This window comes from Pseudomonas sp. BMS12 (genome assembly GCF_001592875.1).
Taxonomy (GTDB): domain Bacteria; phylum Pseudomonadota; class Gammaproteobacteria; order Pseudomonadales; family Pseudomonadaceae; genus Aquipseudomonas.
In genome coordinates, this window is the sequence record NZ_LSOF01000007.1 from 70,930 (window position 1) to 85,619 (window position 14,690).

General features: G+C 66.3%; 16 protein-coding genes. 3 read left to right on the forward strand and 13 right to left on the reverse strand.

The window, feature by feature from the left end:
• Positions 1 to 6 precede the first annotated feature (6 nt).
• Genes AYB31_RS07760 through AYB31_RS07805 form a run of 10 tightly spaced genes read right to left on the reverse strand, consistent with a single transcriptional unit; the run spans position 7 to position 9,774 of the window.
• Positions 7 to 525, reverse strand: a complete 519-nt coding sequence (locus AYB31_RS07760) for a hypothetical protein (protein ID WP_068827405.1) — start codon at positions 523 to 525, stop codon at positions 7 to 9.
• Positions 522 to 1,757: a type II secretion system F family protein gene (locus AYB31_RS07765; protein ID WP_068827407.1), complete on the reverse strand. Its 1,236-nt coding sequence runs from the start codon at positions 1,755 to 1,757 to the stop codon at positions 522 to 524. The genes AYB31_RS07760 and AYB31_RS07765 overlap by 4 nt, the downstream gene beginning before the upstream one ends.
• Positions 1,754 to 3,475 carry a GspE/PulE family protein gene (locus AYB31_RS07770; RefSeq protein ID WP_068827409.1) on the reverse strand — a complete coding sequence of 574 codons (1,722 nt, stop codon included), beginning with the start codon at positions 3,473 to 3,475 and terminating at the stop codon, positions 1,754 to 1,756. The genes AYB31_RS07765 and AYB31_RS07770 overlap by 4 nt, the downstream gene beginning before the upstream one ends.
• Positions 3,472 to 4,827, reverse strand: a complete 1,356-nt coding sequence (locus AYB31_RS07775) for a tetratricopeptide repeat protein (RefSeq protein WP_068827411.1) — start codon at positions 4,825 to 4,827, stop codon at positions 3,472 to 3,474. Before AYB31_RS07775 ends, AYB31_RS07770 begins: the two co-directional genes overlap by 4 nt.
• Positions 4,824 to 5,756 (reverse strand): ExeA family protein, encoded by a 933-nt coding sequence (locus AYB31_RS07780; protein WP_068827413.1) that lies wholly within the window; start codon positions 5,754 to 5,756, stop codon positions 4,824 to 4,826. Before AYB31_RS07780 ends, AYB31_RS07775 begins: the two co-directional genes overlap by 4 nt.
• A gap of 4 nt (positions 5,757 to 5,760) precedes the next feature.
• The gene (locus AYB31_RS07785) at positions 5,761 to 7,359 is read right to left on the reverse strand and encodes a pilus (MSHA type) biogenesis protein MshL (protein ID WP_068827674.1); all 1,599 of its coding nucleotides are present in this window, start codon (positions 7,357 to 7,359) and stop codon (positions 5,761 to 5,763) included.
• A 5-nt stretch (positions 7,360 to 7,364) separates the two neighbouring features.
• A complete protein-coding gene (locus AYB31_RS07790) occupies positions 7,365 to 7,676 on the reverse strand; it encodes a hypothetical protein (RefSeq protein ID WP_068827415.1) in 312 nt (103 codons plus the stop codon).
• A complete protein-coding gene (locus tag AYB31_RS07795) occupies positions 7,669 to 8,331 on the reverse strand; it encodes a type II secretion system protein GspM (protein ID WP_068827417.1) in 663 nt (220 codons plus the stop codon). Before AYB31_RS07795 ends, AYB31_RS07790 begins: the two co-directional genes overlap by 8 nt.
• Positions 8,324 to 8,932 (reverse strand): PilN domain-containing protein, encoded by a 609-nt coding sequence (locus tag AYB31_RS07800; protein WP_068827419.1) that lies wholly within the window; start codon positions 8,930 to 8,932, stop codon positions 8,324 to 8,326. The genes AYB31_RS07795 and AYB31_RS07800 overlap by 8 nt, the downstream gene beginning before the upstream one ends.
• Positions 8,932 to 9,774 (reverse strand): MSHA biogenesis protein MshI, encoded by an 843-nt coding sequence (locus AYB31_RS07805; RefSeq protein ID WP_236715519.1) that lies wholly within the window; start codon positions 9,772 to 9,774, stop codon positions 8,932 to 8,934. The genes AYB31_RS07800 and AYB31_RS07805 overlap by 1 nt, the downstream gene beginning before the upstream one ends.
• Before the next feature lie 175 nt (positions 9,775 to 9,949).
• On the opposite strand from AYB31_RS07805, the gene trmL reads away from it, so the two are divergent.
• Positions 9,950 to 10,411, forward strand: a complete 462-nt coding sequence (trmL, locus tag AYB31_RS07810; protein WP_068827423.1) for a tRNA (uridine(34)/cytosine(34)/5-carboxymethylaminomethyluridine(34)-2'-O)-methyltransferase TrmL — start codon at positions 9,950 to 9,952, stop codon at positions 10,409 to 10,411.
• Positions 10,412 to 10,456: 45 nt separating this feature from the next.
• On the opposite strand, the gene secB is transcribed toward trmL, so the two are convergent.
• Genes secB through AYB31_RS07825 form a run of 3 tightly spaced genes read right to left on the reverse strand, consistent with a single transcriptional unit; the run spans position 10,457 to position 11,637 of the window.
• The gene (secB, locus tag AYB31_RS07815) at positions 10,457 to 10,933 is read right to left on the reverse strand and encodes a protein-export chaperone SecB (protein WP_068827425.1); all 477 of its coding nucleotides are present in this window, start codon (positions 10,931 to 10,933) and stop codon (positions 10,457 to 10,459) included.
• A 34-nt stretch (positions 10,934 to 10,967) separates the two neighbouring features.
• Entirely contained in the window at positions 10,968 to 11,222 is a 255-nt protein-coding gene (gene grxC, locus AYB31_RS07820) for a glutaredoxin 3 (protein WP_068827427.1), read from the reverse strand.
• 1 nt (position 11,223) lies between these two features.
• Positions 11,224 to 11,637 carry a rhodanese-like domain-containing protein gene (locus AYB31_RS07825; protein ID WP_068827429.1) on the reverse strand — a complete coding sequence of 138 codons (414 nt, stop codon included), beginning with the start codon at positions 11,635 to 11,637 and terminating at the stop codon, positions 11,224 to 11,226.
• A 139-nt stretch (positions 11,638 to 11,776) separates the two neighbouring features.
• Here AYB31_RS07825 and gpmI point away from each other — a divergent pair, with 139 nt between their 5' ends.
• Both gpmI and AYB31_RS07835 read left to right on the forward strand, forming a co-directional pair.
• A complete protein-coding gene (gene gpmI, locus AYB31_RS07830; RefSeq protein WP_068827431.1) occupies positions 11,777 to 13,312 on the forward strand; it encodes a 2,3-bisphosphoglycerate-independent phosphoglycerate mutase in 1,536 nt (511 codons plus the stop codon).
• A 106-nt stretch (positions 13,313 to 13,418) separates the two neighbouring features.
• On the forward strand, positions 13,419 to 14,663 hold the full coding sequence (locus AYB31_RS07835; RefSeq protein WP_068827433.1) for a murein hydrolase activator EnvC family protein: 1,245 nt from the start codon (positions 13,419 to 13,421) through the stop codon (positions 14,661 to 14,663).
• Positions 14,664 to 14,690 lie beyond the last annotated feature (27 nt).

A 14,690-nucleotide genomic window follows, 5' to 3' on the forward strand; every position in this document is an offset into this window, starting at 1 on the left:
TATGACTCAAAACCCTTGTGCGGCCAGTTCCGCGGCGGGAACCGCTGCAAGCTCCAGGGCGAAGCGCCGGCCGGGTGATTGTGACGCAGTCGACATTCCCTCGGGAACCGCCAACACGCGCCAGACATGCACCTCAGCCCCCTGCCCTGCCCATCCGTCGACGAACCTTGGCCGGTACAGCAGCCAGGCCTGCTGCGGCAACCAGTACCAACAGCCCGCCTGGGGCTCGTCGCCTGCCGCCAGTTCGCCGCAGTAGTTGTCCTGCTGCCAGCGCAGCAGCACGAACGGATTCTTTTTCTGCCAGGCCGCGTCCGCCGCCTGGTCTTTCGCCATCTGTTCGGCCGCCAGACTGTTCAGGCTGGCAGCCAGGTGTTCGCGGGTAGCGTCCAGCGCCCGCCCTTCGCTGACCTCGGCAATCTTCCAGCCCAGTGCCAGCACCAGGCCCAGCAGCATCGTCAACGCCAGTCCCCAGGCGAGCAGGCGCACGCGGCGCACCCAGTAACCGCTCTGGTAGTCCGGCGTCACGCGCCACCCTTGGCCACCGACGCCAGCTCCCACATGGGCAGGAACACACCCAGGGCCAGGACCAGCACCATCACGCCCATGGCCACGATCAGGATCGGTTCGATGGCATCGGCCAGTTGTTTGAGGTCGTAATCCACTTCCTGTTCATAAAAATCCGCCACTTCGACGAACAGGTCGTCCAGCGCACCGGTCTCTTCGCCCACCGCCATCATCTGCAGCACCAGCGGAGTGAACAGGCCGCTGGCCGAAGCCGTGCGAGTCAGCGCTTCGCCACGCTCGACGCCCTCGCGCATGGCCAGGATGGCCTGGCCGATATGCCGGTTGCCGACGCTGGCGCTGTTGATCGACAGGGTCTGCAGCAGCGGCACGCCGGCCTTGTACATCATGGCGAAGGTGCGGGTGAAACGGGCCAGGGCGATACGCTCGAAGATGCCGCCGACGATGGGCAGGCGCAGCTTGATGCCGTCCCACCTGAGTGCACCGGCGTCGGTCTGAATCCATTTGAAGAAGGCATACAGCGCGCCGCCGGAAACCAGCAGCAGCAACCACCAGAAGTCCTGGAAGAACTGCGAGGTGCCGATCAGGATGCGGGTCGGCAGGGGCAGGTCGGCGTGGAACTGCTCGAACACCTTGGCGAAGGCCGGGATCACCAGCAGGTTGATCACCACCAGGGCCACGGCCATGGCGACCATGACGAACAGCGGGTAGCGCGTGGCCTGCTTGATGCGCTTGCGCGTCTCGCGCTCCAGCTCCAGGTAGCTGGAAAGCTGGCGGAAGGCCTGGTCGAGCTGGCCGGTGTTCTCGCCGACGCTGACCATGCTGATGAACAGGGTGGTGAACACCTTCGGGTGGGCATTCAGGGCCACGGCCATGCTCATGCCGCCTTCCAGGTCGCTGCGCACGTCCTGCAGCACTTCACGGAAATACTCGTTGCGATGCGACTCGGCCAGACCGCCGATGGCGCGAATGATCGGCACGCCGGCCTTGCTCAGGCTGTACATCTGGCGGCAGAAGATGATCAGTTCTTCGAGGTCGACGCTGCGCCGGCGCAGCTTGTCCTTGAGCACGGCGAGCAGGTCGCTGCTGGCGCGTTCGGACTGCTCCTCGATGGTCAGCGGGGTGATCTTCTGCGCCAGCAGTTCGCTGGCCACGCTGTCGCTACTGGCACCCTGCAGGGTGCCGACAACCCGGCCGCCCTGGGCATCGCGCCCGGTGTAGCGGAACTGGCTCACGCCAGCGCCTCATCGGTGAGGGTGGCGCAGACCTTGAGCACTTCCTCGACGCTGGTCACCCCGGCCAGGGCGTAGTCCAGGGCGCAGGCGGCCAGCGGGCGGTAATGGGCACTGCATTTGGCCGCATCGGCGAAGCCCTGCGGGTCGTTGCGGCGCAGGGCGGCGACCATCGCCTCGTCCATCTCCAGCAACTCATACACACCCAGGCGCCCGGAATAACCGGTGTTGTGGCACTGGTGGCAGCCGGCGCCGAGCTTGAAGGCTCGGCCGGTCAGTGGCGCGCCGTGCAGGTTTTCCAGCCAGGCCAGTTGCTGCGGCTCGGGATGCTGGTCCTCCATGCAGTTCTCGCACACCCGGCGCACCAGGCGCTGGGCCAGCACCGCATTGAGCGAAGTAGCGACCAGGAACGGCTCGGCGCCCATGTCGACCAGGCGCATGGCCGAGGTCAGGGCGTCGTTGGTGTGCAGGGTGGACAGCACCAGGTGGCCGGTCAGCGCGGCGCGCAGACCAATCTCGGCGGTTTCCTGGTCGCGCATCTCGCCGATCAGCACGATGTCCGGGTCCTGACGCAGGGCGGCGCGCAGCACGCGGGCAAAACTCAGGTCGATCTTGGCGTTGACCTGCACCTGGTTGATCCGTGGCAGGCGATACTCGACCGGATCTTCCACGGTGATGATCTTCTTCTCCGGGCTGTTCAGCTCGGCCAGCCCGGCGTACAGGGTGGTGGTCTTGCCCGAGCCGGTGGGGCCGGTGACCAGCACCATGCCGTAGGGGCGCTGCAGCAATCGGCGGAAGCGCGCCAGCATGTCTGCGGGCATACCACCGGCATCGAGGCTGGCGATTCCGGCGCTCTGGTCGAGCAGACGCATCACCACGGACTCGCCGTACTGCACCGGCATGGTCGACACGCGCACGTCGATGGCGCGGTTCTTCACCCGGATATTGAAGCGGCCGTCCTGCGGCAGACGTTTCTCGGAGATATCCAGGCCGGACATGATCTTCAGGCGCATGACCAGCGCCGAGGCGATGCGCTGCTCCTTCATCACCTGCTCGTTGAGCACGCCATCGATGCGCTGGCGAATACGCACCACGCCTTCGTCGGGCTCGATGTGGATGTCCGAGGCCTTCATCTGCACGGCGTCCTCGAACAGGGTCTGCAGCAGGCGCACCACCGGCGCGTCGCTGACGTTGTCGGCGCCGAGCTTGGCCAGGTCGAAGTCGCTGTCCTGCAGCTCGCCTTCCAGCTCGCCGGCGATCGAGGCGATCTGGCTGGTGCGCCGGTAGACCAGGTCGAGGGTGGCCAGCAGCTCGGCCTCGCGCACCACGGCCGGATTGACCCGCGTCTTGAGGATGCGCTCCATCTCGTCGAGGGCGAACAGGTCGAGCGGGTCGGACATACCCACCAGCACACCGCCGCCTTCACGTGACAGGACGATGGCGCGGAAGCGCCGCGCCATGGCTTCGGGCAGGATCTGCACCAGATTGGCGTCGAACTTGAAGTGCTTGAGTTCGATGAAGGGAATCTTCAGCTGCTCGGACAGCGCCGTGAGCAGCTTGACCTCGGCAACGAAGCCCATGTCGACCACGGTGCGCCCGAGTTTGGAGCCGGTACGCTTCTGCTCCTGCAGGGCCAGCTGCAACTGGGCGTCGCTGATCAGGCCGGCCTGGATCAGCAGGTCGCCCAGGCGCAGCTTGCGCTGGCGGACGTCATCGCTCATCGAGCACCTCCGAGGGCGGCGGCGCGTTCGCTGGCGAACTGCCGCGCACTGTTGTCCAGACCCAGCCCCTGCAGGGCCAGGCGATAATGACGGGCGGCGTCGCCCGGCTGGTCGAGTTGTTCCAGGGCGATGGCCAGGCCCAGCTGCCAGGTGGACTGACTGGGGCGCAGGGCGACCATCTGCTGATACAGCTCGGCGCTTTCGCGCCACTGCCCGGTCTGCTGGTAACTGGCCGCGAGCAGGGCGTGGTAGGTCGGTTCCTGAGCCAGTGCCGGGGCATTCTGCTCCAGGGTCGCCACGGCGCCGTGGGTGTCGCCGGCCTGCAACTGGGCGCGGGCCAGCAGCAGGCGCAACTCGCTGTCACGCGGCATCTGCGCCAGCTGTGCCGGCAGCCAGGCGAGCAGACGCTGCTGCTGACCATCGGCCAGGTAGGCACGGGCCAACCAGCGCAGTACTTCCGGATCGCGGCCACGGGTTTTCTGCAACTCTTCCAGCTCGGCGATGGCGGCCTTGTAGTCGCCGCCCTGAATCGCCTGGCGCGCCCTGGCCAGGCCGTCCGGGCGATAGGGCTGGATATGTACCTGCGGCACCGGCGCCGGTTCGGCGGGTGCAGCAATGGCTGGTGCCGCTTCGGCAGCGGGCACCTGGGCAGTGGCCCAGTCCGGCATTGGCGGCTCTACCGGAGTTTGGGCGCTGGCTACCGGCAGTTGATCGAGTTGCAGCGGCGCCTCCTCGGCCTCGACCGGCGGCGCGTCGAAGGGCACCTCCACCCACAGTACCCAGCGGTCGCCGGCCGGCTCCAGACGGTCGTTGACCTGCAGCGCGCCGGCCAGGCCGACCAGCAGCACCTGCACGGCATCTCCCTGGGTCTCGACCCGCCAGGACAGGCTGCGCCCGTCGCGCTGCACGCGCCCGGACTGAGCCTCGCCCAGCATCTGCACGCCCGACAGGCGCAGGCTCACGGCGCCACTCTCCTCGGTACGCTGGTAGGGCACCGAGCGCTCCAGCAGCAACTGCAGGGTCAGCCCGCGGGCATCGTGTTGCGGCAGCACCTCCAGCAGGCGCGGCGGCGGTGGCGCCGGAGCCACCACCACGGCGGGCTCGGCCGCCTTGGGCATGACGCCCCCCCAGGGAATCTGGCCGTTGACCACCCGGCCGATCATCAGGCCGATCAGCACCGCCAGCAGCATGACCGAGACGAACCAGATCGAGCCCCGGCGCATCCGTTCGAGCCATTCGCGGCGCGCGGCACCGACTTCGTCGACCGCCTGCAGGCCTTCCAGGGCCAGGCGCTCATTCGGCGCGGCGCGGCGCTCTTCGAGGTCGCGCAGCATGTCGTTGACCAGGCTCATGGCAGCAACCCCCGCCACTGTTCGAGCCAGGGCCAGGCACCGACCACCGCCAGCAGCGACAGGCTCAGCGCCGCCAGGCCCCAGCCCAGTGCCGCCGGGCGCCGCTGCAGGAACGGCTGGGCGCCTTCGGTGTCCAGCTGGGCACGCCGCACATGGGTCACGCCGACCTGCCGCTGGCCTTCGCCGAAAGCGGCCATCAGCGCCTTGTGCGCGAGGATGTTGATCAGCCGCGGGATACCGCCGCTGCCGCGCACCAGGCGGCGAATAGCCCGCGTCGTGAACAGCGGCTCGCCGCGGTAGCCCGCCACGGCCAGGCGTTCGTTGAGGTAACGGGTGCAGTCCTTCACGTCGAGCGGGCGCAGCTGGTAAGAAAAGGTGATGCGCTGGCGCAGCTGGCGAAACTCGTCGCGGGCCAGGGTGGCGTCCAGCTCCGGCTGGCCGAACAGCACCACCTGCAGCAGCTTGGCCTGTTCGGTTTCAAGATTGGTCAGCAGACGCAGGGCTTCCAGGGTGGCGGTCGGCAGGGCCTGGGCCTCGTCGATCAGCAGCACGGTGCTGCGGCCTTCGGCGGCCAGCTGGATCAGGCGGCAATGCAGGACATCCAGCACGCCCTGGGCGTCCAGCTCCTCGACATCGTCGATCAGCAGCTCACGGGCCAGGGCCTGGCGCAGGCCCACCGGGCTCATGCCCGGGTTGGGCAGGTAGGCCACCTGGTAACGCTCGCCTTCCAGCTCGTTGAGCAGGGCGCGGCACAGCAGGGTCTTGCCGGTGCCGACCTCGCCGGTCACCTTGATGAAGCCTTCTCCCTCGCCCAGGGCCACGCGCAGCAGGTTGAGGCAGGCCTGATAGGGCGCCAACTGCACCAGGAAGCCGGTATTGGGGGTCAGCGCGAAGGGTTTCTCGCGCAGGCCGAAGAAGGCTTCGTACATCGACCTACCTCAGCTCGCGGAAGGTTTCCGCGCTGCGCTTGAGCTCGTTGAGCCAGACATCATCGCTGACCACCTGCGGGCGCATGAGGATCACCAGTTCGCTCTTCTGCAGGGCCTTGCGCTGCTGCTTGAACAGGTTGCCGACCAGCGGCAGGGTGCTGGCCCAGGGCACTTCGGCGTCGGTGTTTTCATTGTTGTTCTGCAGCAGGCCGCCGATCACCACCACCTGGCCGCTGCGGGCACGCACGATGGAGTCGGACTGACGCGAGGTGGATAGCGCCAGCGGCAGGTTGAAGACGTTGTCCTCGCCGAGAACGATGGTCTTGTTCTGGTCGCGCACGCGGCTGACGGTGGGGCGCACATGCAGGGTGACCACGTCGTTCTGGTCGATCTGCGGGGTCACGTCGAGCGAGATACCGGAGAAGAACGGAGTCAGGGTGATGTCCTGGCTTGGCTCGGTGATGCCCGCCGCCGTGGTGGTGGTACTGCTGGACGACACTTCGGTGACGAAGAACTCGTCGGTGCCGACCTTGATCACCGCCTTCTGGTTGTTCAGCGTGGAGATACGCGGGCTGGACAGCACGCGCACTTCGCCCTGGGTCTGCAGCAGCTGGATCAGGCCGGTGAAGTCGCCGAGGCTGACGATGCCACTGAACACGCCACCGATATCGGTCGGCCCGGTCAGGGTATCGCCGTTCAGCACGCCACCGACGTCGCTGCCGATCTGGCTCCAGCTGATGCCCGCCTGGAAGTCGTCATTGAGCTGCACTTCGAGAATCTTGGTTTCCAGGATCACCTGGCGCTGCAGGTTGCGCTGCGCCTGTTCGAGGAAGCGCGCGACATTCTCCTGGTCGGCGCTGTTGGCCCGCACCACCAGCAGGCTGGCCTGCGGGTTGACCACCACGCTGTTGCCCTGCTCGTCGCCGACGATGGCCTTGACCACGCCTTCGACCTCGCGCCAGAAGTCGACCTTGCTGGTGGTGACGACCTTGCTCGCGTTGAGGGTGGTCACCGAGCGATCACTGCTGGTACTGCCGTTGTTCGACGAGCTGTTGGAGCTGTCGCTGGTTTCCACCTGGCCGGAGCTGACCCGGGTATCCGACTCGCCTTCGCGCTGCAGGTTGAGGTAGTTGAGGTCGTAGCTGCGGGTGACGACCTTGTTCGGCAGGATCTGGTAGCCGTAGCTGGTACGGCGGTAGTCGTAGCCATAGCTGTCGCGCACCGCCGCCAGCACCTCCTCCAGGGTCACCCGGCGCAGGCTGAAGGTGATGTTGCCGCTGACTTCGGGGTGTACCACGAGGTTCTGCCCGGCACCGTCCATCAGGCTGAGGAAGAAGTCGCGGGCCGGCATGTCCTTGGCCGACACGTCGAAGCGCGGGCCGCCAGCATAGGCGGCGCTGCCGGTCAGCGGCGGCAGCAAGGCGGCCTGCACCGAGGGCGGCGGCGCCACCTTGGCACTGGCCTGGGCCTGCGCCAGGCTCTCGTCGAGCAGCTTGTTGCTCTGTTCGTAGAGTTGCTTGTCGCCGTCGGTGAAGGTCTGGCAGGCGCTCAACAGGCAGGCCAGGCCCAGCAGCAGGCCGGGTTTCGACAAATTGGGAATCATGGGCTTCATCGGCTCGGTTTCACCACGGGTTCGGCCAGGCGCAGCAACTGCTGCCGCCCCTGGCGCTCGATCAGGACGGAATGCGCATGGATGGCCAGCACCCGCAGGCCTGCATGGCTATCGCCGACGCGCAGGGTGCGACCATCGATCACCGCGCGGCTGCCCTGGGCGCCGCGCAGGATGGCCTGCAGGTTAAGGGCGGCCGGCGCGGCTGCGCTGCTGGCCGGACGCAAGTCGGCTGGCGGCTGAGTGGGGTCGACTGCGGCCTGGGCACCCAGGCTGGCCAGCAGCAGGCTGAATAACAGGACTCTAGACACCGACCCATCCCGCCTTGCGGCTCAAGGTAAAGAGTTTCAGGCTGATCTGCGCGCGGCCCGGCCCGGCTTCGCCGACGCGATAGTCGAGGCTGTCCCAGTTCAGCTTCCAGCCGCTGCTCTGCACCGCCTGCAGGTAGTTCAGCAGGTCGAAGTAACCGCCCTCCAGCTGCAGCACCAGGCCATGCCGGTAGAGGGTGACCGGCGCCACGGCGGCCTTGTCCTCCTTGGCCTCCGGGTCGGGCAACTGCACCGGCTCGCTGAAACTCTGCATGGCCACCAGGCCCAGGCCTTGCTGGGCCTGCAGCAGACTCTGCAGCACCGCCTTCATCTTTTCCGGGGTAACCAGTTCGGCGGTGCCGTTATCGATCTGGCGAATCAGTTCCTCGCGATTGGCGGAGCTCGCCAGCAAGGCACTGCGATAAGGGATATTGGGATCGGCGGCGAGCCGTGCCTGCAGATCCGCCAGACCGGCGGAAGCCTCCGCAGCACGGGCCTCGGCCAAGCGCACGGCCGCTTCCTGGCGCGCCACCTTGGCCGCCAGCGGATCACCAACCAGCAGCAGATAGAGCATGCCGAGCAGCGCCAGGCCAACCCCATAAGTCAGCCACTGTTCGCGCGGTGCCAGACCCAGCCAGCGTTGCAGCCACTTATTCATCGGCCTTCTCCTGGTCGGCGGGGCGTGACGACAGGTCGAAGTCGAGCAGTTTGTCCTCGCCACGCTGCACATCCAGGCGCGCGAACTCACGCCCCTTGAACACCGGGCTGCGGCCCAGCGCGTCCAGGTACTGCGGCAACAGCTCGCGATCCTGGCTACGCCCCTGCAGGCGCAGCTGCGTGCCACCTTCGGCCAGGTGAATACCTTTCAGCCACAGGCGCCCCTGAGGATGTTGCTCGGCCAGCGCCGTCAGCGGTGCGACGAAGCCAGCACCCTGCTGGCTGGCCAGTGTTTGGAGGTAGGCCAGCAAACGCTGCAACTGGCGGTTCTCTGCCTCGCGCGCCGCCAGCTCTGCCGGCAGACGCTCGTCCAGTTGCGGCTCGACGAAACCGGCCTTGAGCGCCGCCAGGCGGGTTTCCTGCTCTTGCGCCGTCAGTTCGGCCTGGGCCAGATGCTGGCCAGTGCGATGCAGCTGCCAGCCCTGCCAGGCACCGTGCAACAGGCATAACGCCAGCAGCAGGCACAGGCCGCCGAGCATCTGCTGGGGCTGCGGGCCGGCGCGGCGCTGGCGCTCGACCTGATAGAGATTGACGTTCTGCATCAGGGCGCCTCCTGACGCAGGGCCGCACCGACCGCCGCCATGCAGTAGGCCTGCTCGGCCTCATCCAGCTCGGCACTGGCCTGCCCGGGGAACAGCTCGCGCAGGTCCAGCGCCTGCAGCTTCACCGCCAGGCCGGAGCCCAGCGCCTGCAGCGCAGCGGCGCCGTCCCGCTTGGCCGGCAGCAACAGCAGTCGATTGATGTAGCCCTTGCCCAACTGGCTCTCGAAATAGTCCAGCGAACGCTGGATCTCCAGGGTCACGGCAGCATAGTCACCGCTGGCATGCTCCAGCCCCTGCTCGATGCGCCGCACCATATAAAGGTCGGCGCCGTTCTGCACGCTGATCAGCCCCTCGCTGGAGCGCAGGCGCAGCAGGGCGATGTTCATGTTCTCGGCACCGGCCAGCAGGCCAAGGTTGCGAAACGCCAACGCGGTGATATCGATGCTCTGCAGGCGCAATCCGGCCTGTTCGAACAGATCACCGAACGCCTGCATGCGCGCCTTGCCCAGCACGGCGCAATAGGCCATGCGCGAGCGTCCGCGGTAGGCGTCTTCGGGCAGTATGAAGGCATCCACCACAACCTGTTCCAGGGGTTCGGCGATCAGGTCCTTGACCCGCCAGCGCATGGCATCACGCAGCTCTTCGGCGGGCACGTCGGGGGCATCGAGCAGGTGCATCTGATAGGTCGCGGGGTGCAGCACCAGATTGACCGGCACACCGGCCAGGTCGCGCTCGGCCACCAGACTTTTCAGGACAGCGGGTTGCTCGGCCGGGGAAGCCTTGCGGAACAGGCAGTCGAGCAGTCGCGGTGCTTCACCGGGGGTTCGCTGGACACGCGCCAAGGCGATGCCTTCTGGGCCGGTCTCGATACCCAGCAAGCCACTCGCTGTTGTTCTTTTTCTCGCGAACCACACCAACGGTCTTCCCCCTGCGACTCCATAGCGCCTCGCCTTCGATGGGCGGGTCGGCTACGGAGCATTGTAGAATGTCGCCCATTGACCAGCCTGAGCCCGATCAATGTTCCATGTCGTCCTGTTCCAGCCGGAGATTCCTCCGAATACCGGCAACATCATCCGCCTGTGTGCCAATACCGGCTGCCATCTGCACCTGATCGAGCCGCTGGGCTTCGAGCTGGACGACAAACGCCTGCGGCGTGCCGGTCTGGACTACCACGAATACGCGACACTAAAACGCCACCATTCATTGGCCGACTGTATCACACAAGTTTCGCCCGCCAGGATCTTGGCGTTCACCACCAAGGCTAGTCATAGCTACGCGCAGATGGAATACCGCGCCGGCGATATGTTGCTATTTGGCCCGGAAAGTCGCGGCCTGCCCGCCGAGGTCCTCGCGCAGATTCCCGACGAGCAGCGCCTGCGCATGCCCATGCGCCCGCAAAGCCGCAGCCTCAATCTCTCCAACGCGGTGGCGGTGGTGGTCTACGAAGCTTGGCGCCAGCTGGATTTCACCGGCTCCTGAAACGAAAAAGCCGCCTCGCGGCGGCTCTCTCACAGCTACAGCCAATCAGGCCTGCTGCTCGCCAGCCTGCTGACGCTGCAGTTCCTGGGCGTACAGGGCATCGAAGTTCACCGGCGACAGCATCAGCGCCGGGAAGGAGCCACGAGTCACCAGGCTGTCCAGCGCCTCGCGGGCGTAGGGGAACAGGATGTTCGGGCAGAAGGCGCCGAGGGTGTGGCTCATCGAGGCGGCGTCCAGACCCTTGATCAGGAAGATACCGGCCTGCTGCACTTCGGCGATAAAGGCGATCTCTTCGCCGGTCTTGACGGTCACCGACAGGGTCAGCACCACTTCGTGGAAGTCACCTTCCAGGCTCTTCTGCTTGGTGTTGAGGTCCAGCGCAACGCTCGGCGCCCACTCCAGACGGAAGATCTCAGGGCTCTTCGGCGCTTCGAAGGACAGATCCTTCACATAGATGCGCTGCAGGGAGAATTGCGCGCCTTGTTCGGCCTGAGCTGCACCGTTGCTTGCTTGTTCGGTCATGTCGATTCTTCTTATTGCGGGTTTCTGAGAGGGTTCAGGCGCCGAGCAGCGCGTCGAGCCGGCCGGCGCGCTCCAGGGCATAGAGATCGTCGCAGCCCCCGACATGGGTGCTGCCGATCCAGATCTGCGGCACCGACGTGGCGCCAGCCTTGCGGGTCATCTCGGCGCGCACATCCGACTTGCCATCCACGCTGACTTCGCGAAAGGCCACGCCCTTGCTGCTCAACAGCTGCTTGGCGCGAATGCAGTAGGGGCACCAGGCGCTGGAGTAGACAACCACCTCGGGCATGTCACTTGACCACAGGCAGGTTGTCGCCGCGCCAGGTGGCGATGCCACCGCCGAGCTTGGCTGCAGTGAAGCCGGCCTTCTGCAGGTCACGAGCGACGCCGCCGGCATGCTGCCCCAGAGCGTCGACCACGATAATGGTCTTGGCCTTGTGCTTCTCCAGCTCGACCATGCGGTTGGCCAGTTTCTCGTAAGGAATGTTCAGCGCATCGACGATATGGCCGCTGGCGAAGTCCTTGTTGCTGCGCACATCCAGCACCAGGCCCTGATCGGCGTTGACCAGCGCGGTCAGCTCGCGGCTGGACAGACTCTGACCACCCTTGCGCAGCTCGGTGACGATCAGCAGCACCAGCAGTACGGCAAAAGTGCCGGCCAATGCATAGTGGTTAGTGGCAAATTCAATCAGGTGGGCCAACATCGCGGGGTTCCAAAGCCTTAAAATGGCGGCCAGTATACACAGCCCCGCAGGTCGGCCAAGCCCCGCCCGGCGGTGACGCCGCGGGCTTATGGCCGTAAAATGCGCGACCTTTTTTGATCACCACAGCGAGCGAGCCTGCATGAGCGCCACGCCCAAACCCCTGGTCCTGATCATCCTCGACGGCTTCGGCCACAGCGACAACCCCGAATACAACGCCATCCACGCCGCCAGCACACCGGTCTACGACCACCTGCGCGCCAGCTTCCCGCACGGCCTGATCTCCGGTAGCGGCATGGACGTCGGCCTGCCGGATGGGCAGATGGGCAACTCCGAGGTGGGCCACATGAACCTCGGTGCAGGCCGCGTGGTGTACCAGGACTTCACCCGCGTGACCAAGGCGATCCGCGACGGCGAGTTTTTCGACAACGCCGAGATCACCAAGGCGGTCGATAAAGCAGTCGGCGCCGGCAAGGCCGTACATATTCTCGGCCTGCTCTCCGACGGCGGCGTGCACAGCCACCAGGACCACATCGTTGCCATGGCCGAGCTGGCCGCCCAGCGTGGCGCCGAGAGGATCTACCTGCACGCCTTCCTCGACGGCCGCGACACTCCGCCGAAGAGCGCCCAGCCCTCCATCGAGCTGCTCGATGCCACCTTCGCCAAACTCGGCAAGGGCCGCATCGCCAGCCTCACCGGCCGCTATTTCGCCATGGATCGCGACAACCGCTGGGATCGCGTTGAGCAGGCCTACGACCTGATCGTCGACGGCCAGGGCGAATTCAACGCCGCCAGTGCCGTGGAAGGCCTGAGTGCCGCCTACCAGCGCGGCGAGAGCGACGAGTTCGTCAAGGCCACCACCATCGGCGCGCCAGTCAAGGTGGAGGACGGCGACGCCATCGTCTTCATGAATTTCCGCGCCGACCGCGCCCGCGAGCTGACCCGCGCCTTCGTCGAGCCCGGCTTCAAGGAGTTCGAACGCAAGCGCGTGCCGCAACTGGCCGGTTTCGTCATGCTCACCCAGTACGCGGCAAGCATCCCGACGCCCAGCGCCTACAAGCCGGAAGCCCTGACCAACGTGCTCGGCGAGTACCTGGCCAACAACGGCAAGACCCAGCTGCGCATCGCCGAAACCGAGAAGTACGCCCATGTCACCTTCTTCTTCTCCGGCGGCCGCGAAGAGCCCTTCGCCGGCGAAGAGCGCATCCTGATCCCCTCACCGAACGTCGCCACCTACGACCTGCAGCCGCAGATGAGCGCGCCGGAAGTCACCGACAAGATCGTCGATGCCATCGAAAACCAGCGTTATGACGTGATCATCGTCAACTACGCCAACGGCGACATGGTCGGCCACACCGGCGTGTTCTCCGCCGCCGTGGCCGCTGTGGAATGCCTGGACGCCTGCGTCGGCCGCATCGTCGCCGCGCTGGACAAGGTCGGCGGCGAAGCGCTGATCACCGCCGACCACGGCAACGTCGAGCAGATGGAAGACGAGTGCACCGGCCAGGCGCACACCGCCCACACCTGCGAACCGGTGCCCTTCATCTATGTTGGCAAACGCCCGGCAGCCATTCGCCAGGGCGGCGTACTGGCCGACGTGGCGCCGACCCTGCTGACCCTGATGGGCCTGCCGGTGCCGGCGGAAATGACCGGCAAGACCATAGTCGAACTGCAATAAGACGGAGCAATCCGTGAAGCGCTCGCCGGCTCATGCCGGCGGGCGTTTTTTTTGCGCCACGCCACGGGCATACTAGGCCGTCCCCCGCACCCGGTGCCGCATCACCATGTTTCGCGCCCTTGCCCTCGCCTTTCTTGTCTGTCTGACCGCCCCGGCCTTTGCCGATGAAAAGGCCGACGCCCAGAAGCAGCTCGATGCCGCTCGCGCCGACGTGGCCGAGCTGAAGAAGCTGCTGGAAAAACTGCAGCGCGAGAAATCCGGCGTGCAGAAGGAGCTGCAGCGCAGCGAGACCGAGATGGGCCAGTTGCAGAAAGAGGTCAAGAGCCTCGAAGGCGAACTGCAGAAAAGCGAGGAAGAGCTGCAACGCCTCGATCAGGAGAAAAAAAAACTCCAGCAATCGCGCCTTGAGCAGCAGCACCTGATAGCCCTGCAGGCCCGCGCCGCTTACCAGAGCGGCCAGCAGGAACCGCTGCGCCTGCTGCTCAATCAGCAGCAGCCGGAACAGTTCTCGCGCACCCTCACCTATTACGACTACCTCGGCCGTGCCCGCCTCGAACAGCTCGAAGCCTTCAATGAGACGCTACGCCAGCTGAGCAATGTGGAAGCCGAGATCACCAGCCAGCAGGCCCAGTTGCAGGCGCAGAAAAGCGAGCTGGACGGGCGCCGGGAAAAACTCGCCGCCGTGCGCAAGGAGCGCCAGCAGGCACTGGCCAAGCTGAACCAGCAGTACGGCGCCGGTGACCGCAAACTCAAGGCGCGCCAGCGCGAGCAGGCCGAACTGGCCCAGGTACTCAAGACCATCGAGGAAACCCTCGCCCGCCAGGCCCGCGAAGCCGAGGAGGCACGCCGCCTGGCCGCCCTCGCCGCACAGCAGGCACGCGACCCGAACAGCCGCCCGCTGCCGCTGGGCCCGAGCGTATCGAGCGACGGCGCAGCCTTCGGCGGGCCGTTTGCCAAAGCCAAGGGCAAACTGCCCTGGCCGGTCAACGGCCGCCTGGTCGCCCGCTTCGGCAGCCCGCGCGCCGGCGATGCCCGCGCCAAGTGGGACGGCGTACTGATCGGCGCCAGCGCCGGCAGCCAGGTACACGCCGTACATGGCGGACGCGTGGTATTCGCCGACTGGTTGCGTGGCGCCGGGCTTCTGGTCATTCTCGACCATGGCAACGGCTACCTGAGCCTGTACGGCCACAATCAGAGTCTGCTCAAGGATGCCGGCGACCTGGTGGAGGCCGGCGAGGCCATCGCCACGGTCGGCACCAGCGGCGGCCAGGAAACCCCGGCGCTGTATTTCGCCATCCGTCAGCAGGGCCGCCCGAGCGACCCGGCGCAATGGTGCCGCGCGCAAGGATGACAGCCGCATAGCTGTCGGCGCTTGATC

Excerpts from the sequence above, each read along its gene's own strand:
- AYB31_RS07770 (WP_068827409.1), bottom strand. The coding sequence starts at position 3,475 with ATGAGCGATGACGTCCGCCAGCGCAAGCTGCGCCTGGGCGACCTGCTG.
- AYB31_RS07775 (WP_068827411.1), bottom strand. The coding sequence starts at position 4,827 with ATGAGCCTGGTCAACGACATGCTGCGCGACCTCGAAGAGCGCCGCGCC.
- AYB31_RS07780 (WP_068827413.1), bottom strand. The coding sequence starts at position 5,756 with ATGTACGAAGCCTTCTTCGGCCTGCGCGAGAAACCCTTCGCGCTGACC.
- AYB31_RS07785 (WP_068827674.1), bottom strand. The coding sequence starts at position 7,359 with ATGATTCCCAATTTGTCGAAACCCGGCCTGCTGCTGGGCCTGGCCTGC.
- AYB31_RS07795 (WP_068827417.1), bottom strand. The coding sequence starts at position 8,331 with ATGAATAAGTGGCTGCAACGCTGGCTGGGTCTGGCACCGCGCGAACAG.
- AYB31_RS07800 (WP_068827419.1), bottom strand. The coding sequence starts at position 8,932 with ATGCAGAACGTCAATCTCTATCAGGTCGAGCGCCAGCGCCGCGCCGGC.
- trmL (WP_068827423.1), top strand. The coding sequence starts at position 9,950 with ATGTTCCATGTCGTCCTGTTCCAGCCGGAGATTCCTCCGAATACCGGC.
- secB (WP_068827425.1), bottom strand. The coding sequence starts at position 10,933 with ATGACCGAACAAGCAAGCAACGGTGCAGCTCAGGCCGAACAAGGCGCG.
- grxC (WP_068827427.1), bottom strand. The coding sequence starts at position 11,222 with ATGCCCGAGGTGGTTGTCTACTCCAGCGCCTGGTGCCCCTACTGCATT.
- AYB31_RS07825 (WP_068827429.1), bottom strand. The coding sequence starts at position 11,637 with ATGTTGGCCCACCTGATTGAATTTGCCACTAACCACTATGCATTGGCC.
- gpmI (WP_068827431.1), top strand. The coding sequence starts at position 11,777 with ATGAGCGCCACGCCCAAACCCCTGGTCCTGATCATCCTCGACGGCTTC.
- AYB31_RS07835 (WP_068827433.1), top strand. The coding sequence starts at position 13,419 with ATGTTTCGCGCCCTTGCCCTCGCCTTTCTTGTCTGTCTGACCGCCCCG.